Raw genomic sequence first — 23,856 nt, forward strand, 5'->3', positions numbered from 1 at the left:
CCGTCGTTAGCGCTCAACGAACTCTTGTATTTCCGCGAGCAGGCGCTTTGCCTCCTGACGGCCCTGGATATACAGGTCGAGGAGCTTTGCCGAATCGTGCTCGACATGGCCGACCTCGACCGGCTTTTGCGGAGCGACGACCAACGCACGGCCCTCGCGCTCATACTTCCACAGGTGCATGCGCTGGATGTTGTAACGGTCGTGGCGTGTCTCGATAGCCTCGAGCAGATAGGGGTAGTCGGCATAACGCGCACGCGCGGCCGGCAAAAACTCGTAGGGCTTTTTCTCATACGAACGGTCCTGCGTGACGATGACGACCGCACGGTCGAAGCCCGCCTCCTCCAGCACGTGCTCGATGGGGACCGAATCGGCCACGCCGCCGTCGACGTATTTGTGCCCGTCAATCTCGACCGGCGGCGTCACCAGCGGCAGCGACGTCGAGGCGCGCACGGCATCGAGGTCAAGCACGGCGCTTTTGACCGGGAGATACGTGGCGGTTCCAAAGAGCATGTCCGTCGCGACGGCGAACATCTCGATGGGGCTCGCGTCGAACGTCTCGCTGTCAAAGGGATCCAGGCGGTCCTGGACATCGTTGAAGATGAAGTCGTAACCCACAATGGAGCCCGTGGACGCAAACGATGCGGCGCCCATGAAGCGGCTATCGTTGCAGAAAGCCAGGTTGATGCGGTTGGCACGGCCGATCTGGTGCGACTTGTAGTTCACGCCGTTGAGGGCGCCGGCCGATACACCGTAGACAGCCGGAATCTCGACGCCGGCCTCCATGAGAACGTCGAGCACGCCCGCAGTAAACTGCCCGCGAAAACTACCGCCCTCCAAAACGAGCGCGACCTTGCCGGCGTTCTTTGCCTTATCTTCTGCAGTCATGTTGACCTCCTGCGATTGCGTTTTGGCTTTCTTCTACCCAGTTTTGGGATGGCGAGCGCGCAGGTTTTGGAGCAGAGCTCGATTCTCCGCGGTTTGGGGCTTGCGTTAAAGCGGGGCATGGGCAGCCGGAGCTTAGTCGGCATCGCATCGATATTGGGCTGAAGCATTGCGCGGAGAATCCGCGTGTTCGCTTCGCGAACACGCACCGGCTTCGGCCGCCTGCCGGCGTCCTCGCCCGCTCGCTACAAACGCTCCGCGTTTGTTTAACGCTCGCGCCCTGCACAGAGTTCGATTCTCCGCGGTACGGACTCGAAATAAAAAGGCAGGTAGATACGAATATCTACCTGCCTGTTACTTATGGTGGAGGCGCGGAGAATCGAACTCCGGTCCACGAAAGCCCCCTGATTGGCATCTCCAAGCTCAGTCGCTGGTTTTGTCTCGGACGCTTTGCGCGCAGCGACACGCTCGCGGCGTCCTAACCGGTTCGGTCTTAGCCCGCGCCATACCGATTACGTGCGCAGGAGCATTCCCCTAAAATGACGTCGCGCCGGTGTCGGGGAAATCACCGGGTTGACGCGCCGCTATAAACTAAGCAGCGAGAGCCATAGGCTCAAAAGAAGAGTTGTTGTCAATTCAATTTGACGGTACCTCTGTTTAACGAGGCGAGGAGACCTCGGCTTGCTTCCTCTCTCAGAGCTATCGTGTCGAAACCAGTCGCCCCCGAATGTCGGGAAAGTCTGGATGGCATTGGGCACGAGCGCCCAACACTCGTCGACTTTTCAAGGAACATGCAGGGCGAGCCCCGCTTGTGGAGTGTTATCTTACCACGTTCTGAAAGCGGACAGCTGTTCTATGCACGAGCTGTGAAGACCCCAATGTGCGCCGCACTTCACACTTTTGCTACCGATTGCGTCACGTATATTTTCGCCAAGCAAAATTGACCCGTCGAAAGGACCGTTATGGATACCAAGCAGCAACTCGTCAATGCCCTCGCAGGCCTGGGCTCAACCATTACCGAAGCTATGGATGTCATCGAGGGCTTTGTCCCCTGCGGACATCCCGCCCTCACGGTATCGAACGCACTCGTCGCGCTGGACGCTGACGATGATGCGGCTCTCGCCCAGCAGCTTGAGACCGTCGAGGGCTTTATCGACCACGTGAGCGAGAACCGCGGCGTGGCCGCCTACCACGGCATCGAGGTCGAGCTCGCGGGCCCCAAAGCCGATCTGCTCGCAGCAATCCGCGAGGTAGGCGCCCTTATGCAGACTGCAGGCGTCAAGAACACCCAGGTCAACGAGTGGGTCTACCGCAGTCTGGCAGCACTCGACAGCTCCGACGAAAAGGCAGCCGAAAAGCTCGCAGAAAGCCCCGCCATTAAGGCCGAGCTTTTGTAAATAGCAGACGCGGGTCCCTTGGCGCATCGTCGTCCAAGAGGCCCGCAAACAGTTCGCGTCAACCGATAGCCGCGCCGCCGCGTTCGGCCAAAGCAAGAATCGGCATCATTTGACGCGGGGTCTTTGCTGCAAGATCGGCATGTTCGAGCAGCTTGCGATCGTTAGTTACCAAGTAATCGACCTGGGCGCGTTTGCATGCGGCGAGTACCAAGTTGTCCTCGTAATCGCGATGGAGCGCTAAGTATTTGTCGGCCAGCCAAAGGTCCGACGCATCTGCACCCACGGCCGTGGCGTTTTCGGTCATGTTCCGCACAAACACCAACGCCGCATCGCCAATCGCGCGGGCAGATGCCTCGTCGAGCGTTCCCCCGCTGGCAAGAACGCTACGCTTCAGCTCGTGTTGGACAACGTATAGCACGTCCTTAGCGATATGCACCGGAAAGAACAGCAACGCCCGCGTATCCGTCGCCTGCCCAATAAACGCACGCGCGGCAAGCGACTCGGCATGGTCGACGCAAAACGAATCAACCCATACGTTGGCGTCCACCATTATTTTGAGGGGAGCCCCGCTCACAGGATCATCCCCTTTTGGCGATAGCGCTCGTCCATGGCTTCGGAATAGATTGCGTCCCAATCGCGATCGTCGGACACGGACGACGTAGCGATGCCCAAATCTGCATAAAGCCGGTCGGCCGCTGCCCATGATACGGAGAACGGAGTATCGTGCGCGACGGTCTGTTGCCGACCATCAACGGCAGACAGCACTTCCTCACACTGCCCGCCACCCTGTGCGACCTTGGCCACGACCTTTTTGATGAGCTCGGGCAGTGACCTGCCCGAAAGCTGTAGCGCTTCCTCGGCGCGCTCTTTAACCGAGCGATCTACGCGAACATTCACCTGCGCCATGCCGCTAACAGCACCCACGTTGATCCCGCTCCCTTCAATTGCTAGCACCGATATCAACACTATATAGAGAAGCTAGCAGATGGTCAAACGCAAAAGGCCTGCGCCCAGACGACACAGATGCCGTCTGGGCGCAGGCCAGATAACGTGAGCGAACACGTCTGCTAACGCAGGTAAGCCCTCGCGTTGCCCAGGCTGTAGGCAATCGTCGAGCCGTTGTGCAGCAGTGACGACGCCTGCGGAGTAATCATGCCGGTAATACCCAATGCCAACAGCGCCGAGTTGGTGAGCATCACCTTGGAATACGAACTCGTCAGACGATCGATGAGTCCCTGGCTCATGCGGCGCAGGCGAACAATCGCATCGAGTTCCGTATCGGTCAGGATGATATCGGCGACCTCCTTGGCGATGTCGCTTCCACCGCCCATGGCCAGACCCACATCGGCCAGGCCCAGCGCCGGTGAGTCGTTGACGCCGTCGCCCACCATGGCAACGTGGCGTCCCTCGCCCTTAATGCGCTCCACATACGCGTACTTGTCCTCGGGCAGCAGCTCGGCCTTAAACTCATCGACGCCCGCCTCTCGCGCAATGCGCTCGGCCGTGCGCTCGGAGTCGCCCGTGAGCATAACGACATGCTTGACGCCCAGCGCATGCAGGTCGGCGATGGCCTCGCGGACCCCGGGCTTGAGCGGATCCTCGATGCCGAGCACACCCACGACCGTGCCGTCGACCGCCAGATACAGCGGCGACAGGCCCTGCATCTGGGACTCGATGCGCTCCTTAATGTCGGACTCGAGTTGCGCGCCCTCATCCTCAAACACAAAGTGTGCCGAGCCAATAATTGCGCGACGACCCTCGATGGACGAGGCGATGCCGTGTGCCACGATGTACTCGACGGCAGCGTGACGCTCGCGGTGCTCGAGCCCACGCTCGTGAGCAGCGTTGACCACGGCACGCGCCACCGGATGCGGGAAATGCTCCTCCAAGCAAGCGGAAAGGCGCAGGACCTCGTCCTCGCTCCAGCCATCGGTGGTGAGTACGCAGGCAAGACGCGGCTGCGCCTCGGTGAGCGTGCCGGTCTTATCAAACACAATGGTATCGGCCTTGGCAAACGACTCAAAGTACTTTGCGCCCTTGACCATGACGCCCATCTTGGCAGCATCGCTCATAGCGGTCATGACGGCAACGGAACCCGTGAGCTTGAGTGCGCACGAGTAGTCGACCATCAGCGCCGCCGAGGTCTTGATGAGGCTGCGCGTAGTGAGCGCGACCAGGCCCGCAAGCAGGAAGTTCCACGGGACGATCTTGTTGGCGAGGTCCTCCATATGCGACTGGCCCTCGGACTTGAGCGAGTCGGCCGTCTGCACGAGCGAGACGATTGAGCGCAGCTTGGTCTGCGCCGTGTTGGCGCGCACGCGCACCAAGATGCTGCCGTCCTCCACGACGGTGCCGGCGAACACGTCGTCGCCCACGCTGCGCTCGACGGCCAGCGGCTCGCCGGTCAGGGTCGCCTGGTTGACCATAGCGCTCCCCTGCTCGACAACACCGTCGATGCAAATGGACATGCCAGTGCGCACGGCTACCAAGTCGCCGGGCTCAAGCTCGGTGGCGGCAACGCTTACCTCAGTGTCGCCGACGACCTTTTGCGCCTTGTCGGGCACATCGAGCAGCGAGTTGATGAGCTCGTTTTCGCTCATGGCGCGGGTGTAGTCCTCGAGCAGCTCGCCCACGTTGAGCAGGAACATTGTCTGGCCCGCGGTGTCGACATCACGTTTGACGAACGAAATGCCGATGGCCGAAGCGTCGAGCACAGGAACGGTCAGGCGTGGCTGCGCCAGCTCATGAAGAGCAGCGCGCAAAAATGCCATGTAACCGGCCACGACAAACACCGCACGCAGAGGCGTCGGCAAGAACCAACGACGTGCGTAATGGGCACCGACGAGTGTCGCCAGGTCCATAACGAGTTTGTGCTTGCGCGGCTCGAGTTGCATCACGTAGCCCGACTTGGCATCGGCGATAGCTTGAGCATCGAGTGCGCCCAAGGCGTCGAGCACGCTCGCGCGGCGCGGCTCGTCGTACTCCAGCGCCATCTGGCCAATGCGGCCATACACGCGCACCTTGTGCACGCCATCGATGTCGCCGCCAAGCTTAAGAAGTGCATCGAGATCGCTCTCTGGCACAGGACCCGCCAATTGAAGACGGGTCCTGCCGGGGATCTCGCTAATAATCGAGAATCTCATAGTTTGTGCCTGGGAGCGTTACTCGGCTGCCTCGTCAGCAGCGGCCTCGCTCTGGGTGATGTAGGCAGCCTCGGCAACCATGTCATCGACATTGGCCTTGGCCTGCTCGACCATGTCCTGGTAGCAGTTCTTGACGCGCATACCGCACGCGATACCCTGCACGCAGGCATTCTTTACCGGAGCGCTGGTAAGCAGCTTGATGCCGGCCGTACCAAGCAGAAAACCGCCACCGACAAGCAGGGTGTTAAAAGTCGACTTCTTCATGTTGCTTCTCCCTTTTGCCGCACAAGCGCGGCATGGTGCCTTAGCACCCGAGTTCATTAGTTTGCTCGAGCACGCTTTTGAGACTAGTTTAGTCGAACTATTATGGTCAACCAAAGTTAACCTTTGGAAATCTTGGTCCCCTTTCCTACAGCTGCCAGGCAGCCGCTTCCTTTTGCAGTGCGACCATGCGGGCAAATTCTCCGCCTGCCGCCTTAAGCTGCGCCGGAGTGCCCTGCTCGGCAACCACACCATCCTTGAGCACAACGATTTTGTCGGCATTTTCCACCGTACGCATGCGATGCGCAATCACGATAACCGTCTTGCCTGCAAGCAGACGGGAGAGCGCCTGCTGTACCACGGTCTCGTTCTCCACATCCAAGCTCGCCGTCGCCTCGTCCAACAGCACGATAGGCGCGTCTTTGAGCAGCGCACGGGCGATAGAGATGCGCTGGCGCTCGCCGCCGGACAGCTTGGAACCGTTCTCGCCGATCATGGTGTCGTATCCCTGCGGCATGCGATTCACGAACTCGTCGCAGTTGGCGGCACGCGCGGCCGCAAGCACTTCCTCATCGGTGGCGTCACGACGCCCGAGGCGGATGTTTCCCATCACCGTGTCGTCAAAGAGCAGCACGTCTTGGAACACAATAGCGTAATCACGCAGCAACACCTCGGGATCAATGCTCGCAACATCCACGCCACCCACGGTGACCGTGCCTTCGGTGGCATCCCAAAAGCGCGCGGCCAGGCGGCTCACCGTAGACTTACCGGAACCCGAAGGACCGACCAGTGCCGTAACTTCGCCTTCCTTGGCGGTAAAGCTCACATCGGTAAGAACTTTCTCGCCGGCGCGGCCGTCCTCGCCCGCACCATAGCCAAATGCCACGTGATCGAACACCACATCGTGGCCCGCGGGCTCAAATTTCTCGCTGCCCCGCGCCACAGGCTCTTCCATGATGGAACGCATACGCTTGGCAGACGACTCGGCGGCAAACAGCTCGGACACCAGCATCAACGCCTGGTCAAAGGGTGCATAGATACGGCTCACCATAAGCAGGAAGGCAAACATCACCAAAAAGTCGACCTGCCCGGAGGCGACCATCGCGGCACCCGTGACCAGCGTGGCGGCAATGCCCAGACGCAGGATGACAAAAGCAGAGTTGACCAAAAGCCCGTTAGCGAGCTCGCCCTTGGTGGTCTCGCGCTCCTCGGCATCGATCACGGCGTTGAGTCCCTCAAGATAATGGGCCTCCTGGTTGGTGGCGCGGATCTCGCGAACGCAGTCGAGCGTCTCTTGAATTGCCTCGGTAACCTTGACCTTCTCGGCACGCACGCGATCGAACACCGGAGTCATGGGGCCGCGTGTTAGATACAGCACGGCAAAGGCAACGGGAACGCTCCAAAACGCCGCGATCGCCAGCTGCCAGCAAAAGAACAGCGACGCCACGAACACAATGGCGCTTGCGATGATGGCACCCCAAAGCTCTCCCAGCACGTGGCTGTAGGCGTGCTCCATGGCCTGGACGTCGCCCATGATGGTCTCGGTTAAATCGGCCAGATCACGACGACCAAAAAACGACAGCGGCAGTTTGCGCAAGCGCTCGGCGATCTCCATACGCTGCTTGCCGCACTCCTCGTAGAAGATGCAGTAGGTGTAGTAATACTGCTGCCAGTTAGAGGCAAAGAGCAACACAAAAAAGACCACGAGGCCGCCCACGATCGGCAGCGCATCCGGCAGGTCAGCCCCGCTGGCGAGATGCTCGACAAAGCCGGCCATAACCAGGAATAAAAAGCCCATGCCGGCCATGGTAATAAGATTTGTGAGCGTGGTCCAGAAAATTCCGCGTTTTACTCCGGCGACGCCTTTATCGGATAGGAAATACTTCTTTTGGAATGAGGCGAACATTTAGGCCTCGCCTCCCTTCGTGACGGCGGCATCCACGATCGCAGCAGTGATTTTCCAGCTCGCGGCCTGTTCGTATTCGGCCCACATCTTGGCATACAGACCATTTTGTGACAGCAGCTCGGCATGAGTACCCGACTCCTGCACGCTGCCCTGGTTGAGCACCACGATCCTGTCTGCGCCCACTACAGTCGAGAGTCGGTGTGCAATCATAATGACCGTGCGACCCGCCGCCAGCTTGCTAAAGGCGCGCTGGATGAGTGCCTCGTTCTCGGGATCGGCAAACGCCGTGGCCTCATCGAGCACCACGATAGGCGCGTCTTTAAGGATCGCGCGGGCGAGTGCCACGCGCTGGACCTCGCCGCCCGAAAGATATGCTCCGCCGGCACCGAGCATGGTATTGATGCCCTGTGGGAGCTTGGCCACAATGTCGTCGCACTGAGCTGCGGAGAGGGCCGCACGCACTTCGTCGTCAGTGGCCGTAGGCTTGGAGGCGCGCACGTTATCGGCAAGTGTTTGCCGGAACAGCTGGTTGGTCTGGAACACGAAGGCAACCTGGTCCATAAGCTCGTGCGGATCCATATCGCGAACGTCCACACCGCCTACGAGCACTCGACCCGAGGAGACATCCCAAAAACGTGGGATCAGGCTTGCGCAGGTTGACTTACCGCCACCCGAGGGACCCACCAGGGCGAGGGTGCTACCAGCGGAAACGCTAAAACTCGCATGGTTGATGGCAGGCGCTTCGGCACCCTCGTAGGTAAAGCTCACATCCTCAAATCGTACGTCGCTGCCGGCAGGGTGCTTGGGTTGGGCGGGCACGGAGAGCTGCTTGGAATCCATGATGCTTCGGATGCGAGCCAGCGAATCGGCACTCATCTGAGAGGCCTCGCCCACAAACATGAGCTTGGTCATGGCCGTCGGTACCACGGCCGAAAATATCGCGTAAAACGTGAAGTTTGCCATAAAATGCGCGAAGTCCGTCTCGCCCGGCGCCAACAGCAACGCCACGGGCAGCAGGAATGCCACAAGACCATTGAGCGCGGTAAGGTTGAGTACCTGCGGACCTCGGCAGAACGTGCCCGCATAGTTTTGTGCCATGTCGGCGTATTCGGCGATCGCATCGTGGAAGGCCTTGAAGGAGTAGACCGTCTGCTGAAACACCTTGACCACGGGGATGCCGCGTACGTATTCGGTGCCGGTCTTGTTCATCTTGACCAGCGCTCCCATGTAGGCCTTCATGAACTCGGCGCCTTTACCGCTCATCATGGTGGCCATGGCGCCAAACGAAACGACGACCGAGATAAGGCATGCCGCCCCCAAACGCCAATCGAGCGCGAAAAGCAGCACGAGCAAGCCCACGACCATGGCGACGGCGCCTGCGATATCGGGCAGCATGTGTGCGAGCAAAGTCTCGGTGGAGGCGGCGCATCCGTCTACAATACGGCGCAGCTCACCGGTGGCGTGCGTGTCAAAGTAGCCAAGCGGCAGCTTAAGCAGGTGCTCGCTCGTAGTCTTGCGAATATTGGACGCGCAGCGAAACGCAGACAGGTGCGTGCACATGAGCCCCACGAAATAAGCTACGATGCTTGCCAGCGCAAACCCCACGGCCCACCAACCGTACATCGCGATGTTAGTAGCTTCGCTCCAGTTGGGCGCCACGGCGATCAGATCGCGCGCGACAAGCCAAATGCACACGTACGGTCCAAAGCTCAGCAGCTGCGAGAGCGCCGAGAGCGCCATGCCCAAATACGTTAGGAATTTACGGTCGCCGGCATATGCAAGCAGCTCGCCGATACCGCCGCCTTCCCTTTTTGATCCCTTTGCCATGAGATTCCTTTCTAACGGCTTGAGAGTTAACCGTAATGAACTTATCATTGATGTGTTAGCCATGGCTCACAATCAAGCCAGGCGTGGACGTTTCTGCAAAGGAAAGGGACGCTTTTGCAAATGCGGCGGGCAGCGACCGACATAACCGAGCTCTACGCACCGCAGTTTGAGCAGTTTGGCCTGGAGCTTACCGGCAAGGGCGCCGTCTTTACCGGCGAGGTAGCAAACGACCGGGCGCACGGACGCGCATGGATCATGCCTCTCTCCCCTGCCTGCATCGTCATGGAGCATTTCATCACCCCGACGCACGATATGTACCTGGCCGAATACACACCCGAACCATACGCCTGCGTGAGCGAGGTCAGCGCGCCCACGCTTACATGCATGCCCGAGGCTGGCATAACGCCCGCGAACCTTAAACCGTTGCATGGACCGTGGCCAAACAATGCCGTTTGCAGCTTTATCCAAGATAACTGTGGCGAGGAATTAAGCCCGCTGTTTGCGGGGCAGCTCTATCACTCGCGCTCGGTGCTCTTTTTGCCTGGATATTTTGACGAACTGGAGCACCGCTATCCCACCGAGTTCGCGGGAATCTTTGAGGCATTTGCCGAGCCATGGCACGAGGAAGCGACGTCTGCCATCTGTCACACGCTGCGCCGGATCAACGAGGACCGCGCCCGCACCGTAGGCGGACACGTCTATATGCAGGGCATCGTGGAGACCATGGTCGCGGAGCTCGCCTGTTCGCGCGCGGCCCACAAGCAGGCGCGGCAGGCAGCAGACACACGCGTCAGCATAACCATTGCCGAAGAAGCAACGGCAATGATTGAGCGCGCGCTCGACAAAGGCAGACGTATGGGTATCAACGAGGTGGCCGAGAGGCTCTACACAAGCCGCTCCAAACTATGCGCAACCTTTAAGGCCCAAACTGGCGAGTCCCTAGGCGTCTACATTCGCAGACGCCGTATGGAGCGAGCACAGGACCTTTTGGCCGATAGCTCGCTCACGATAGCGCAGGTGGCAGAGCGGCTCGACTACCCTCAGCAGGCCGCCTTCACCCAAGCCTTCAAGCAATACACCGGCATGACACCCACGGCTTGGCGCTCCCAACATATATAAAGAATGAAGGCGCCAACGGCGCCCTCATTCACCAAATTCAATCCAGCCCACCTGACCCGAACGGCCGAGTCGTTACGGAACCGAGGGGCCGGGCGCAGGGCCTTGCCTCTCAATGAGTTCCCTTCAAAAACAATGGGCGTGCCGACGGCACGCCCATTCACTCTATTCCATTCAGCCCACCTGACCCGAACGGCCGAGTCGTCGCAGAACCCGGGAGCCCCGGCAGGGCGGGTGCTTGCTCAAAATGAGTTCCGCACGCAAAGAAGGCCACTTAATGTGGCCTTCGTCTTGCGCAGGACTGTTCGAAATTTTGAGGAAGCACCCGCCCTGCCGGGGCCCCTCGGTTCCCGCTTACGAGAGCGACGTTCTCAGCAACTCGTTGAAGAGCTTCGGGTTGCCCTTGCCGCGGCTCGCCTTCATGCACTGGCCCACCAAAAAGCCGATGACCTTCTGGTTGCCGTCACGATACTGCTGTGCCTGATCGGCACAGTTTGCCAGCACCTCGTCCACGATCGGCTGCAGCGCGCCGGCATCGCTCACCTGGCGCATACCGCGCTCGTCGACGATCTTATTGGGGTCGTCGCCGGTCTGGGCCATGGCCTCAAAGACCTCGTGCGCCTGGTTGGAGCTGATGGCGTCGGTCGCCAGCAGCTTAGCCAGCGCTGCCACCTGAGCCGGCGCGATGCCGGACTCGGCGAGCGACACACCCGCTCCCTTAAGGTAGGCGATCATCTCGTTGACCAGCAGGTTTGCGACCGTCTGGGCCTCCTTGCCAGCCATACCGGCAGCGGCGGCCTCAAAGAACTCGGCAAACTCCGGGTCGCCGGCAATCTGCTCGGCGTCGGCCGTCTTAATGCCAAAGTCGGCCTCAAAACGAGCGCGCTTGGCATCGGGCAGCTCGGGGATCTCGCCACGGCAACGATCGATAAACTCGTCGTCCAGGTCGAACGGCGCCAAGTCGGGATCGGGGAACAGACGATAGTCGTCAGCCGTTTCCTTCACACGCATGACCACGGTGCGCTTGCGGCTAGGCTCCCAGTGGCGGGTCTCCTGATAGATGATGCCGCCCTCCTCGAGCACCTCGGCCTGACGGCAGATCTCGTAGGCAAGGCCGTCATGCAGGCTCTTAAACGAGTTGAGGTTCTTGAGCTCGGTCTTGGTGCCCAGCTTGGTCTCGCCGCGGCGGCGCAGCGACACGTTGCCATCGCAGCGCATGGAACCCTTCTCCATGGAGCAGTCCGAAATGCCCAGCGTCACAAAGATGCGGCGGAGCTTCTCCATAAACAGGCGCGCTTCCTCGGGCGTGCGCAGATCGGGCTCGGTGACGAGCTCAATCAGCGGCGTGCCGCAGCGGTTGTAGTCGACGAGCGACTCGGCAGCGGCGGTAATGCGACCCTCGGCACCGCCCACGTGCACCATCTTGGCGGCATCCTCCTCCATGTGGATGCGCAGGATGCGGATGGGCACCGTGTAGGAACCGTCCTCGCGACGCTCGGGCATCTGCAGGTTGGACGCGTCGTAGCTGGCCAGATGGCCGGCGCGCTGGTTGCCCTCGCGCATGGTCGACGTCATGGACGTGGACAGGCCCTCGGCGTTGGCCGAGGCGCTTGCCAGGCTCTGGGCCTCGGCCTCACCAAACGCGCAGTCGGGGCGCTCGGCGGCACCGCGACCGGTCACGTCCAGGTCCAGGTGACCGTACATGGCAAAGGCGACCGGACCCTGCGTGGTCTGGAAGTTCTTGGCCATATCGGGATAGAAGTAGTGCTTGCGGTAGAACATCGAGTGGCGCTGGATCTCGCAGTTGGTGGCGAGACCGGCCTTGACGATGCTCTCGATGGCGCGCTTGTTGGGCACTGGCAGGGCGCCGGGCAGGCCCAGGCACACCGGGCACACGTTGGCGTTGGGCTCGTCATCGTGGCTGAGCTTGCAGTTGCAGAACATCTTGGTATCGAGTGCGGTGAGCTCGGTATGGATCTCCAGGCCGATCACGGCCTCCCAATCCTGCAGGACCTCGGAAAGCCCCTTCATTACAGCTCGCCTCCCTTCCCGGCAAAATCGGGCGCGACGGAAAGCGCGGGCGCACCCGTGACGGCATCGGCAAAGCCGCGCTCCAGGGCGCGGGCAAACGTGAGCAGCTGACGGTCCTTAAAGGCGGGTCCCACCAACTGGGCAGAAACGGGCAGCTGAGTATCCTCGCCCAGGCCCAGCGGCACCGAGATACCGCCGTTGCCGCATATGTTGAGCGAGATGGTGTACAGATCGGAGAGGTACATCTGCGTGGGGTCGCTGATCTCGCCAAACTTAAAGGCCGTGCGCGGCGAAGCGGGCATAAGGATGGTGTCCACCTTGGCATACGCGGCGTCGTAGTCCTGCGTGATGAGCGTGCGGGCCTTTTGCGCGGCGTAGTAGTACTTGTCGTACACGCCCGAGCTCAGCAGGTAGGCGCCGAGCATCTGACGGCGCTTGGCCTCGGCGCCAAAGCCGTGGGCGCGCGAAAGCGAGCTCTGGTCGGACAAGTTGGCGCAGCCCTCCTCCTGATAGCCGTAGCGAATGCCGTCGAAACGGGCCAGGTTGGAGAACGCCTCGGCCGGGCCGATGACGTAGTAGGCGGCGATGGCGGCGTCCAGGTGCGGCAGGTCTACCTCGACCAGCTCGGCGCCCTGGCTCTGCAGCTCCTGGGCGGCGCGCTGAACAGCGGCCTTGACCTCGGGCGTCAGACCCTCGGCCTCCATAAACGCGGGGATGATGCCCACGCGCTTGCCCTCGATGCTGTCGTTGAGGTGCTCGGTAAAGTCGACGGCGCAATCCTGGCTGGTGCAGTCATACGGATCGTGGCCCGCACCGGTAAGCGCGTTCATGGCCAGCGCGACGTCCTCGACCGTGCGGCCAAAGGGCCCCACCTGGTCGAGCGACGAACCAAAGGCGACCACGCCGTAACGGCTCACGGCGCCATACGTGGGCTTTAAGCCCACCACGCCGCACAGCGACGCCGGCTGGCGAATGGAGCCGCCGGTGTCCGAACCCAGCGAGAGCGCGACCTCGCCCGCGGCGACAGCTGCAGCGGAACCGCCCGAGGAGCCGCCGGGCACGCGCTCGGTATCCCAGGGGTTGTTGGTGCGGTGGAACGCCGAGCTCTCGGTGGAGCTGCCAAAGGCAAACTCGTCCATGTTGGTCTTGCCCATGGGCAGGCAGCCGGCATCCAGCATGCGCTGGACGCAGGTGGCGGTGTAGACGCTCTGGTAGTTCTCGAGCATGCGGGAAGCGCAGGTGGTGCGCGTGCCCACGAGGTTCATGTTGTCCTTGATGGCCAGCGGCACGCCCGCGAGCGGGGGCAGCGGCTTGCCTGCGGCACGGTCGGCGTCCACGCGCGCGGCGGCCTCGAGCGCGAGCTCGGGCGCCACCTGCAGGAATGCCTGGACCCCGCCCTCGCGCGCCTCGATGGCGGCAAGGGAGGCCTGGGCCACCTCGGTAGCGGTAAAGTCGCCAGCGGCAACACCCGCGGCGATCTGGGCGGCGGTAAGGGAATCGAAGCTCTGCGCCATTACTCGCTCTCCCCCTCTCCCAAAATGGACGGCACGCGGAAGTAGCGCTCACGCGCGCTGCCGGCGTTTTCGAGCGCAACGTCGAGCGGCAGGTCGCGCTCGGGCTCGCGCAGGTCATCGCCCATCACGTTGGACAGGCTTCCGATAGGATGGAACGTAGGCTCCACGTCGGGCAAGTCATATTGCAAGACGGGCTCGAGCATCTGGACGGCATCGTTCATGTAGGACGTCATCTGGGCGAGCTCGTCATCGGTCAGTGCGATCTTTGCGTACTCGGCGATGCCGCGAACATCTTTCTCGCTGAGTGCCATAGGCGCTCCCTTCCGCATAACAGATAAACCGCTCTAGTATACAAGGCAACGCCACTTGGAGCAGGTGCTTTACCCAAATGCAGCGAAAACGTAACGAGAGCGGCGTTTGGTAGGCTGCGGGCTGGCGGTTCTGCAGCGAAACCGCACCGTCCATAGCGAAAACCGTCCCGCCCGCAACGAAGACCATCCCGACCGCAACGAAAAGCATCACAACATTCGACACTTTTCGCCAAAATCGAGATTTTCATCGAATGTTGTGATGGTTTGGAAGTCCCGACCACCACAAAGGCGCCTGTCCCCATTGTGGCGGTTCTGGAGAATGTCTTATGCCGAGGCCTTGGCCTTGCGGCGCTTGCGGACCGCGTGGATCACGATGTCCAGCAGCAACAGCACAATGGCCACGACCACGATAAGCACGGCGAACTCGCGCTTGCCCCAGTGGCGGCCGGCCAGCGACTTTTGCTTGTCGACGTCCTTCTTGCTGTACTTGGTGCGCACGCAATGCACCAGCAGGCGATGGTCGTTTACGCCGTAAGGCGTGCAGGTGACGAGCGTCACTTTGTCGGCGCCCGGCTCGATGGTCAGCGACTCCATCTCCTCGGGCAGCACCACCTCGGAGTCCACCATCTTGTAGGCAAGCGTCTTGTTCATGGTGTGCAGCAGCACCAGGTCGCCGGGCTCCAGCGAGTGGATATCGTCGAACATGCTCAGGTTGCGCATGCCCGAGTGCGCGGTGAGCACGCAGTGCGTCGAGGTGCCACCCACCGGCAGGCTCGTGCCTTCCAGGTGGCCGACGCCGGCCATAAGGACTTCTTCGCTCGTGCCGTGGTAGATGGGCATGCTCACGTCGATGGAGGGGATCTCGACCCAACTCATCATGGGGTCGCGATCAAAGATGAGCTGCTGAGCGTAGGGCTCGATCTGGTCGGCGGGAAGCTCGGTGGCCTCGCCCGCCAGCTGCTCGTTAAAGGAGCGCGCCTGCAGCAAGATGCGCTCGCGCTCCTCGGCAGACAGCGCGTCCACGGTGCTGGACACCGTGCTGATCTGGTTGAACACGCCCGAGGCCTCGAGCCGGTCCAAGATCCACGGCCAGGTCATAAGGCCCACGCCGATAAGGATGATGACGATGGTGATGAGCCGGTCGGCCCAGCGCGGCAGTCGCTTGCGACGGCGCTTAGGTTTTGGTTGAGGTTTGGGCCGGGGGCTTGAGCCGCCGTTGGCCGCGGCGTTATTGCTCTTCATATGTTTGGCGCCCTGCACCATCGCCGGTCACTCCTCTATAGTTCAGGTTGTCTGAACAAATAATAGCCGAATTGCGAGCTTCCGCGCCGGACAACGCAGCCTGGCAGCATTGCGCAACGCGAGTATGGGCCCGCATTTGCGTTTTCAAAATGTCCCGGATCGGCGGGGCGATTCGGGATACAATGTCAATAGAAAACGACGCACCCCGCGTAAATGTTTGGGAGCGCGGGCGGCCTAGTTTTCAGCTTTTGTTAAATGCCCGGGATCCTACCCCCGGGCATTCTTATTTGCGCTTGTTGCGGCGCAAATGCCTTCTACCGTCCGCACCGCGCGTGCGCCTACGGACCTTAAACCGAACCTCATACGAGTCAAGAAACGCGATGACGAACGTGCCCACCGCCGCGAGGGCGGCGAGCGCGTTAAGGAATTTCAGCATTTGGGGACCTCCGATCGAGTCGTCGGCCGCCCGCGCACGGGATGCGTCGCAAGGGTATTTTACTGCGAGCACTCGCACTTACAGCTGGTAAACGCAATATTTGCAAACATCTGTTCGATATTCATACGCTTGATCCATCGGACGATGGAGGCTGGCTGCGTTATCCCAAAAGAACGGGGCAGACTCCAGTGCGGAGTCTGCCCCGAAAAGAGAATGGCAAAGCAAGAACGTCGATGGACGAGAAAAGTGTCCGCAAGTCTCATGGCCATCACATCCCACCTGCCAAAGGGATGGGTGAGCGAGCGTTACTCCTGCTCGGACTCCTCGGCCTGCTTACGGCTGCGGATAAGGTGCGCCACGCCGATGCACAGCACCGCGCCACCAGCGATCCAAGTGAAGGTCACGCCGTTGAGACCGGTCAGCGGGAGGCCAGAGCCCTTCTTGTTCTTAATCGTGAGGGGAATGGTTGCGCCATTTGCATCCTTAATGACGGTCATCTCCTTATTGTTGGAGCTGACCGTAAGCGTATCCAACTCACCATTTTTCTTGTAGGACGGAGTTACCGTGATTTCAAATGGGGCGACGGTGTTGTAGCCAGTGGGCGTAGTGGTCTCAGTAATCTGGTATGTACCGGTATCAAGGCCGGGAATATAGACCTTGCCGTCATCGAGTTGCGTCTTGAACTCATATGCCTGGCTCTCTTCGACAATTTCGCCGTTTTCACCAAGCCACTTGTTATCCAAAGTGCCCTCGTCACCTCGAATAACCTTAACCTTAAAGCCCGCCTGGAGATTCTTTCCCGTGAGCGCGCTCCCGGTGTCCTTATCGGTCTTGGTGACATCGAGACGGAAAACGTGATCCGTCACAACATCGATCTCGGATTTACCGGTACCTTCGGCCATGGGGTTGTTGGAGTACTCGAGATAGACCTCGTTTTTATTACCGGGAGCTTCATAGCTAGCCTTGCTATTGAGTTCGGCCTTGTAGAAGACAACGATTTGAGTTTTAGCATCGATATTAAGAAGATCGCTTTCATTAGCCGCAGTAGCCGACTTCAACCCCTTATCATTAAAACTCACCGTCAGAGTATTATTATTGTCCTCAGCAGGCTCAACCACGGTGTAGCTATTCTGATCTATCTTGGTATAGCTCTCGTTATTCAGCGCATAAACCTCGAGCGAGCCCTTAGCATAAGTAAGGCCCTGCGAAAGGGTATCCGTAAACTTGTATGCATAGGAATCATAGGTGGCGTAGTTGTCTGCAATCGTGCCGGTGAGCTTGTAGTTCACCTTCTGGCCGATCTGGGAGTCGGCGTAATCTTCCCAGCCAGTCTGGTCAGTAATGTTGGCGTCCTTCACCTTGGAGTCATTAAGGACCTTTTTCTCGACCGTGGGGATGCTGGTCTTCTCGGTGACTGTTACGGGCTCACCACCCACGATAGCGAAAATCGGAGAGGTGCCAGTGTTCGGCTTATCCGCCTTAAGGCCGTCCGACACGAACAGGTAATAGCCATCGCCGTAATGACCATCGGAAGTGATGGCCGGACGCGTCCACGAAGTGTCCACCGGAATTCCGTTTCCCGCAGGAGTCTCGTCTGTTACCGCAGCCGCAATTGCATACAGTACATCCCCGGGAGCAACCCGCGTGCCTTCGCTGCTGCTTGCCGAGCTGGCGTTAGTATCCGTCACATTGTTAGAAAGCCACTCGGCAACAACCGGAGCAGTGGCATCTGCAGCGAGTGCCTTGGTGGAATCCGCCTTCACAAGCTCTTTGTACTTGGTAGACCCCTGAATAGCAGCAATCACCTTGGATCCGATAGTCGTGCTTGACCATTCAATATCGGAGGCAACTTTACCTTTGTCCTTCTCATCAACGACTTTGGCCTTGAAAATCTGATAGGCCTTAAACGTATTGTCCTTGTTGTCCTCGGCAATCCTATTGATCGTAATGCTGTTGGCCGGTGCCGCCTCCGCTGCAAACGCCATACTCGCCGGGGCCATGACGCCGCCGAAGCTCAGCGCTGCGGTGAGGCCGGCGGTTACTGCCAGGCGTGCGATGTTCTTGCTCATGCTCATCTTCTTTTCCTCCGTTTTCCGTTTGATTCTCATTCGATCGGTCATCATCTGTCTGTGTCTTAGCATCTACTTCGCTACGTCTCGCCCCGCTCTCTGTGGGGCTGCCAGCTACTCTTTATGGCTGCCACCTCCCCGCTTGACCAGGAGCGCGACCACGATGAGCGCGGCTCCGGCGACCGCTGCGGCGGCCGCAGCGTACATTGCCATATCGCCAGTCGAGGGCATAAAGCCTCCGGTGGTAATGCTAGGGGGTGTGCCGGTGGGCGTGTTGATGAGCGACGCCTCCAGGCTGCCCGTCGACCCGTCCGCGCTGTCGGCGCGCAGGGGCGACTCGGCCGTGATGGTGAGCTTGGGCTTGGCGGCGGCCACCTGGTCGACGTCCAGGCCCTCGGCCTTGACCGTCACGGAGCGCGTGCCCTCAAAGGCGGTGTAGCCCTTGGGCGCCTTGAGCTCGCGGACCTCCAGCTTGCCCGAGTCCACGCCCGAGACGGTCACGCGGCCGTCCTCGCCCGTGGTGACGGTGGCCTTGCCCTCCGCATCCCACGTGCCGTCGGCCGCCAGTGTGCGACCGCGGTCGTCGGCGATGCTCAGGACCGCCCCGGCAAGCGGCTTGTCGCCGTCGCTGCCGCGCTTGGTGAGCGCGAGATCCCAGGTGTAGGCAGTCGCATCATCGCTCGGCGTGCGAGTGAAGCCGGCGTCGCCGGACTGGTCGGCAAAGGGAGAGCGCGGGTAGCGCAGGTAGACCTCGTTGGGGTTGCCCTTTGCGATGCCGTGGCTGCAAGCGCTGCTGAGCGGCGCATTGTACACGGCGACCACGCGGGCACCCGCGGTAAAGGCGTCGGCCCCGCCGAGCGCGGCGACCAGGTCGCCGGTGCGCACGGTGAAGGTCTTGCCGTCGGCCGCTACCTTGGTGGCGCACTGGGCCGTGATATCGGTCCAGCCCTTCGCGGGCTCGGTGCTGGCGCGCCCGTCCTTGCCGGTCTGGACGGCGTCAAAGCCGCCGTCCGCGCCCGCCGCCACGTACACGCGCATGCTCGCGGCCACCTTGGAGGGGTCGAGCCCCGCGCTCATGGTGTCAACGAACCGCACCGTATAGGTGTCGTAGGCGGTAAGACCCGCCGGGACCGTGACCGAGAGGCGCCAGTACAGGTCGTCGGCGACCGTGGCGTCGGCGGCCTTCTGCCAGGCAGCAGTGCTGTCCTCCAGCACATGCTTGGACACCTTGGGGGTCGCCGCCTTGGGCTTGACGGTGACGGCGCTGCCGCCGACCAGGGCCATGATCGGCGCGGTGCCGGCCTCGCCCTGGGCGATGGCGCCGTCGTCGGCGACGATGAGCCAGTAGCCGCAGTGCAGCTCGGCCGCCGTGCCCGCGTTAAGGGCCACGGACTCGGCGGCAGAGCTCTGGAGGGAACGAGCGAGCTGTGCGCTCAGCGCGCTCGTAAGGTGGGAATCGGTGTTGAGCCACTCGGCAGCTTCCTGCGCGGTGGTCTGGGAATTGGGCATGCCGGCGCTGTGCAGCACAGGCAGCGCGGCGTCGCGCACGGCGTCGCTTGCCCAGGCGAGGTCGGTGGCGATCTTGGCGTCGCTGTCGCCGTCGACGACGTTGGCGCTAAAGATCTGGTAGGCGTCGTAGCTGCTCGCCACGGTGCCGCTCACCGTGATGGAACCGGTCGAGGTCGGCGCGGCCTGCGCGGAAGCGGGGAACACAACCGCACAGGTGCCGATCAGGAGGGCAAGCAGCGCAAACAAGATCGGGAAGGAGCAAACTTTCTTATTCACGACGCTCGCCTCCCTTCGCATTCGCCTTGCGGCGAATGTGCATCCAGGCCGCAGCAGCGCAAAGCACCGCCGCGCCGGCAAGGTACGTCAGAGTGACGCCCGACATACCAGAAAGGGGCAAAGAGGTGGAGTAGGTGTTGGTGAAGGTGGGAAGGCTTTGGCCAGCGTTGGCGTCCTCGCCGTACTGCTTCGGTATCCGCTCATTCTCAGGAATTTCATTGCCTTTGGCATCGACGATCTGAGTGTAGGTCACATTGGTTGTGATTCCAGCATCGTCATCCTTTGCGACAACCGTAAGCTCATAGACCGACTGATCAAACTCGTAATGCGGATAGGTCGATCTTTCGTTCTTCTCGCGCACGTAGTACTTGAAGGTCTTGGAAGGGCCGCCCGTGGAGTCGCCCGGGTCGGAACTATTCCTGATATCTGAGAGCGAGTACGTGAGCTCAATCTCTTTACCATTGCCATCCAAGAATGAATGCGTCTGCTTATTTTCATTTTCAGAGGTCACGGCAGTTCCGATGATGTTATTAAAGTCTCTGTCTGTCGCAAGTTGAAGCGTAAACTCCTTCATCTCGCCACCCTCAACAACCTTAGTCGCCTTAGGAGTCCAGGAAACACTAGGGGTGTACTTGTTGGTGAATGTACTTCGCTTACCGGAGTCAGCAATCAAATAATAGTCATCAGTAGGTGACACAGGGCCCAAAGGGCCAGCTGAATCCCCAAGATTCTTAGTCACGTCCACACTATCAATCGTGAAGTTATAGACACTAAGATCTTTAGACTTATTCGAATCATTCTTTATCGGAACAGACATAAGTACAGTCTTGTTGTATTCGACTGTCACGTTAATCTCGTATACAGCATGATCGTAATCAACACCAGGAATATTGCCCGCATCTTCGACCAAGTAGTATGAGTATGTAATTTTGCCAGTATCACTTAAGGACTCCTTGCTGAAGTCACCGAGCCGCTTGCTAAGGTCATTGCTAAGGTCAAAGGCGATGTTGCCAGCGGTATTCTTGGCAGATTGGACAAACTCGCAGCCACCTTTGCTGAAATTACCATTATTGTCCCAAGAAGGCGCCTTCGCAGTATCCGAGTCCTTGCGATAAACCGTAAAGGTGAACTCCCCATCTTTGAGGTCGCGGCCGTCCAACTCCTTGGTTGCCTTCAACTTAAGGCTCGGATAGACGTACGCATCCGCAGGCACGCCTAGGTACAAGTCGCCATTCGACATGATGCCGCCACCATGGTCCCAGGAATAGTTGCCCGTGATGATAGTTGTCGCTTCATTCTGCGCTTGATTCCGCGCATTAATCGCCGCCTCATCCTCGGCCATAACACCCGACATAACACCCGAGGTCAGGCCGATGCTATTTTTTACCCCAACAGCACCGTTGGCGGGGATGTTGATAGTTTTTTCAAGTTCGATGCTTCCCGAGTACCGGGCGTCTCCACCACCAAGCATCTCACCAGTCACAACTGCGATCGGCGTTGTGTGATCATGCGCTGCGAGGAAGAAATCGGCATGACCATTGTCACGAAAAACATCTTTCAAATAGGCGGTATAGTCTTGATTCTTACCGTCGCCGCCTTTAGAAAGATGGGGCGCTTTGTCATTGCCGGTATTGCGCGCTGGGTCGTAAGCAGGATTAGGATGATCTTTGCCAAGATTCTCATTACCGGCAGACTTATTGCCAAAGATTGCCGTGCCTTCAGTGCTCGTTACCAAGGTCTTACCCGATGGGCAAACCGCAACGCCGCCACCATAGCCGCCAGCGGTATTGCTGCTTATATACGAGTTGTATACAAACAGCCTGCCTGCGTTATCCGCGTTTTTCGAATCACCCTGAACAAAGATGCCGCCGCCGCCCCAGTCGTAGCGAGACATGCAGTGATTGTTTGTGATGTAGACTATACTTTTTTTGGTGCCGTTACTTTCTTTAGGGCCGTTAATAAACGCGTCAACCTTCTGGCCCACTCGGATGCCGGCACCTTCAGATCGGTAGCTCACGTTAGAGGCAATAATTCCTCCCGTAACTTTGAGCCATGCCATATCTTGTTGACCAATATTGGTAACGTAAACGCCGCCGCCAGCTTCATCGGAATAGTTGCCAGTAATCTGGCCGCCATAAATGGCGACATCGGCGCCCCTTATGGCGGCAAGCCCAGCGCCGCCATGACAACCATCGCCATCTTTACTGCAGAATTTGGCATAGCGATTGTTCGTAATGTAACCGCCGGAAACAGTAACGCTGCCGCCATATTCGGCCATGATGCCGCCACCAAAGTCAGCAGAATCAAGCGTGCTGTTGCCGGAGATTACGCCATTAGTTATGGTGACCGTGGAAGCGTTGGCATGCACACCACCGCCACTATAAGCGCTGTTGCCGGCAATTACGCCACCGGAAACGTTGAGGCTCGAATTGTTGCATATTTCAATTCCGCCGCCCGCACGCAAGCTGGAAGCACCACACACATAGCCGCCGCTCATGTTGACGGTAGAGCCGTTCTCGGCATAAACCAAGCTGCTAACGCTGCCACCTTGTTTTTGCGTGATCACGCCGCTCACAAGGTTAAACGTGCCGCCCTTGCCGTTGTTGTTATACAGATTGATGAGCTTTAGATTTGCGTTGCCGCCGCACGCCACGATGGCACCCTTAATATCGACGTTATGACTGACAAGCGTCTCGATTGTCCCTGTACCACTCGGGGTCGATTTGGTCACGTAGTAGGTAAGATTAGACGGAATGCCATCAACGTAATTTAGCACGGCTTTCTTGCCATAATTATCGGGACTCAGCTTCTGCCCCTGATCAGTCAGCTGTTGAACATCGTTGACCGTCTCAGTCACCGGCGCGGAGTCCTTAATTTCGTCCTTAATTGTAAGTGTTGCGCCATTAGCAACATCAAATAACGGCTTATCGGTGTTCAAGCACTTGATCTTATGACCGTTTAGATTAAGGGTGATATTGATAGGGTTGTCGTCAGTTTGTTCAAACCTAATCTCTTGGTTGCATTCAATATCGTTAACGAGCTCAAAAATAGCTGAGCCGGATGCATCGCAAAGTCTCTCGTCAAGAAGCTTCTTGCTGAGTTCAGCCCCACTGCTGATTGTATAAGTCGATTCATTATTTGCAGCAAGTGAAATCGCGCCCTCGCCGTTAGCACCGTCATCCGCAGGCTGTGCATCGGAAGGCTGCGTGTCACCCTCGACCTTCGTGTCGTCGGACGGCAGGCCTGCGGCAGCGGCGTCTTCGCTCGCGTCATTCCCGGCATCGTCACTATTCTGGTTTTCGGTATCCCCGTTGTTGGTGTTTTCTACATCAGTAGACTCACTTGAGGAACCCCCCCCCATCACAGTTTCCTCGGCAGAAACCGTATGGACATCGTTGGCAATGGCCTGCGCGATCGGGGGCATGACGAGCGACAGTACCAGGCTCAAAACGGATGCTCCGCACAAAACGCCTGCCAGTACACGGCGCGTCGCTTTATTACTCTGCTTAGATTTGTCCGAATTCGCTTTCATCGATGTCTCCTCCCCAAGAGACCGCGATCTTGCTCTTTCCCTATCAAACGTATCTGCGCAATCTGTAATTGCGCTCGTTTAGTAATGCAATTATAACGATTGTTTAAACATCTGAGCAACAAAACCGACATTTTTGTAGCGAGTTCTAAATTCTCTTGACATTTGCTCAGATTTACCTTCGTTTATTCGCTATCTATATTTTGTTTCTGCTGGTAATTTAGTTGCGTATTATTTTTTAATGGCATTAGATTTATTTGCACAACATTTTGCTCAAGAGCAAACATCCTGTGAACGGTCGAAAATCGACCGTGAGCGGTAGGTCATTAACCGGAAGGAATATCCTACCAAACTGATGAGAATATCTTTAACCCATCGGTAGTTAGAAGCGTGATGTTCAGACAACT

General features: G+C 59.1%; 16 protein-coding genes and 1 other RNA gene. 2 read left to right on the forward strand and 15 right to left on the reverse strand.

From position 1 onward, the window contains the following. Positions 1-6: 6 nt before the first annotated feature. On the reverse strand, positions 7-885 hold the full coding sequence (locus FGQ67_RS01240) for a patatin-like phospholipase family protein (RefSeq protein WP_138339672.1): 879 nt from the start codon (positions 883-885) through the stop codon (positions 7-9). Between the two features lie 358 nt (positions 886-1,243). Further along, positions 1,244-1,607, reverse strand: a transfer-messenger RNA (tmRNA) gene (gene ssrA, locus FGQ67_RS01245). 237 nt (positions 1,608-1,844) lie between these two features. Between ssrA and FGQ67_RS01250 the strand changes: the two genes are divergently transcribed. After that, entirely contained in the window at positions 1,845-2,279 is a 435-nt protein-coding gene (locus tag FGQ67_RS01250) for a hypothetical protein (RefSeq protein WP_138339673.1), read from the forward strand. Positions 2,280-2,337: 58 nt separating this feature from the next. On the opposite strand, the gene FGQ67_RS01255 is transcribed toward FGQ67_RS01250, so the two are convergent. From FGQ67_RS01255 to FGQ67_RS01275, 6 genes are all read right to left on the reverse strand, one after another. Continuing rightward, complete coding sequence (locus FGQ67_RS01255) at positions 2,338-2,853, reverse strand: type II toxin-antitoxin system VapC family toxin (protein ID WP_171025123.1); 516 nt, start codon at positions 2,851-2,853, stop codon at positions 2,338-2,340. Beyond that, on the reverse strand, positions 2,850-3,203 hold the full coding sequence (locus tag FGQ67_RS10020) for a hypothetical protein (RefSeq protein WP_171025124.1): 354 nt from the start codon (positions 3,201-3,203) through the stop codon (positions 2,850-2,852). The genes FGQ67_RS01255 and FGQ67_RS10020 overlap by 4 nt, the downstream gene beginning before the upstream one ends. Before the next feature lie 143 nt (positions 3,204-3,346). Beyond that, positions 3,347-5,362 (reverse strand): heavy metal translocating P-type ATPase, encoded by a 2,016-nt coding sequence (locus FGQ67_RS01260; protein ID WP_249934346.1) that lies wholly within the window; start codon positions 5,360-5,362, stop codon positions 3,347-3,349. 78 nt (positions 5,363-5,440) lie between these two features. Continuing rightward, positions 5,441-5,686: a DUF6110 family protein gene (locus FGQ67_RS01265; RefSeq protein WP_022094642.1), complete on the reverse strand. Its 246-nt coding sequence runs from the start codon at positions 5,684-5,686 to the stop codon at positions 5,441-5,443. Between the two features lie 145 nt (positions 5,687-5,831). Then, a complete protein-coding gene (locus FGQ67_RS01270; RefSeq protein ID WP_138339676.1) occupies positions 5,832-7,589 on the reverse strand; it encodes an ABC transporter ATP-binding protein in 1,758 nt (585 codons plus the stop codon). After that, positions 7,590-9,416, reverse strand: coding sequence for an ABC transporter ATP-binding protein (locus FGQ67_RS01275; RefSeq protein WP_171025125.1), 1,827 nt, complete (start codon positions 9,414-9,416; stop codon positions 7,590-7,592). It abuts the gene before it with no gap. Between the two features lie 120 nt (positions 9,417-9,536). Between FGQ67_RS01275 and FGQ67_RS01280 the strand changes: the two genes are divergently transcribed. Continuing rightward, complete coding sequence (locus tag FGQ67_RS01280) at positions 9,537-10,535, forward strand: helix-turn-helix domain-containing protein (RefSeq protein WP_138339677.1); 999 nt, start codon at positions 9,537-9,539, stop codon at positions 10,533-10,535. Positions 10,536-10,886: 351 nt separating this feature from the next. Here FGQ67_RS01280 and gatB read toward each other — a convergent pair whose 3' ends face one another. The 7 genes from gatB to FGQ67_RS01315 all read right to left on the reverse strand — a co-directional run bounded on the left by gatB (position 10,887) and on the right by FGQ67_RS01315 (position 23,452). Further along, a complete protein-coding gene (gene gatB / locus FGQ67_RS01285) occupies positions 10,887-12,563 on the reverse strand; it encodes an Asp-tRNA(Asn)/Glu-tRNA(Gln) amidotransferase subunit GatB (RefSeq protein ID WP_138339678.1) in 1,677 nt (558 codons plus the stop codon). After that, positions 12,563-14,077, reverse strand: a complete 1,515-nt coding sequence (gatA, locus tag FGQ67_RS01290) for an Asp-tRNA(Asn)/Glu-tRNA(Gln) amidotransferase subunit GatA (RefSeq protein ID WP_138339679.1) — start codon at positions 14,075-14,077, stop codon at positions 12,563-12,565. Before gatA ends, gatB begins: the two co-directional genes overlap by 1 nt. Then, the gene (locus FGQ67_RS01295) at positions 14,077-14,388 is read right to left on the reverse strand and encodes an Asp-tRNA(Asn)/Glu-tRNA(Gln) amidotransferase subunit GatC (RefSeq protein WP_138339680.1); all 312 of its coding nucleotides are present in this window, start codon (positions 14,386-14,388) and stop codon (positions 14,077-14,079) included. The genes gatA and FGQ67_RS01295 overlap by 1 nt, the downstream gene beginning before the upstream one ends. Before the next feature lie 324 nt (positions 14,389-14,712). Continuing rightward, positions 14,713-15,630, reverse strand: a complete 918-nt coding sequence (locus FGQ67_RS01300) for a class C sortase (RefSeq protein WP_171025126.1) — start codon at positions 15,628-15,630, stop codon at positions 14,713-14,715. Between the two features lie 741 nt (positions 15,631-16,371). Further along, on the reverse strand, positions 16,372-18,135 hold the full coding sequence (locus FGQ67_RS01305; RefSeq protein WP_171025127.1) for an isopeptide-forming domain-containing fimbrial protein: 1,764 nt from the start codon (positions 18,133-18,135) through the stop codon (positions 16,372-16,374). 114 nt (positions 18,136-18,249) lie between these two features. Next, the gene (locus FGQ67_RS01310) at positions 18,250-19,920 is read right to left on the reverse strand and encodes a SpaA isopeptide-forming pilin-related protein (RefSeq protein ID WP_171025128.1); all 1,671 of its coding nucleotides are present in this window, start codon (positions 19,918-19,920) and stop codon (positions 18,250-18,252) included. Next, positions 19,913-23,452, reverse strand: coding sequence for a Spy0128 family protein (locus FGQ67_RS01315; protein ID WP_138339684.1), 3,540 nt, complete (start codon positions 23,450-23,452; stop codon positions 19,913-19,915). The genes FGQ67_RS01310 and FGQ67_RS01315 overlap by 8 nt, the downstream gene beginning before the upstream one ends. Positions 23,453-23,856: the final 404 nt, after the last annotated feature.

The sequence above is a fragment of the Collinsella aerofaciens genome (genome assembly GCF_005845035.1).
In the GTDB taxonomy this organism is placed as follows: domain Bacteria; phylum Actinomycetota; class Coriobacteriia; order Coriobacteriales; family Coriobacteriaceae; genus Collinsella; species Collinsella aerofaciens_I.

Coding starts and splice junctions, on each gene's coding strand:
- FGQ67_RS01240 (WP_138339672.1), bottom strand. CDS start 885: ATGACTGCAGAAGATAAGGCAAAGAACGCCGGCAAGGTCGCGCTCGTT.
- FGQ67_RS01250 (WP_138339673.1), top strand. CDS start 1,845: ATGGATACCAAGCAGCAACTCGTCAATGCCCTCGCAGGCCTGGGCTCA.
- FGQ67_RS01265 (WP_022094642.1), bottom strand. CDS start 5,686: ATGAAGAAGTCGACTTTTAACACCCTGCTTGTCGGTGGCGGTTTTCTG.
- FGQ67_RS01270 (WP_138339676.1), bottom strand. CDS start 7,589: ATGTTCGCCTCATTCCAAAAGAAGTATTTCCTATCCGATAAAGGCGTC.
- FGQ67_RS01275 (WP_171025125.1), bottom strand. CDS start 9,416: ATGGCAAAGGGATCAAAAAGGGAAGGCGGCGGTATCGGCGAGCTGCTT.
- FGQ67_RS01280 (WP_138339677.1), top strand. CDS start 9,537: ATGCGGCGGGCAGCGACCGACATAACCGAGCTCTACGCACCGCAGTTT.
- gatB (WP_138339678.1), bottom strand. CDS start 12,563: ATGAAGGGGCTTTCCGAGGTCCTGCAGGATTGGGAGGCCGTGATCGGC.
- gatA (WP_138339679.1), bottom strand. CDS start 14,077: ATGGCGCAGAGCTTCGATTCCCTTACCGCCGCCCAGATCGCCGCGGGT.
- FGQ67_RS01295 (WP_138339680.1), bottom strand. CDS start 14,388: ATGGCACTCAGCGAGAAAGATGTTCGCGGCATCGCCGAGTACGCAAAG.
- FGQ67_RS01300 (WP_171025126.1), bottom strand. CDS start 15,630: ATGAAGAGCAATAACGCCGCGGCCAACGGCGGCTCAAGCCCCCGGCCC.
- FGQ67_RS01305 (WP_171025127.1), bottom strand. CDS start 18,135: ATGAGCAAGAACATCGCACGCCTGGCAGTAACCGCCGGCCTCACCGCA.
- FGQ67_RS01315 (WP_138339684.1), bottom strand. CDS start 23,452: ATGAAAGCGAATTCGGACAAATCTAAGCAGAGTAATAAAGCGACGCGC.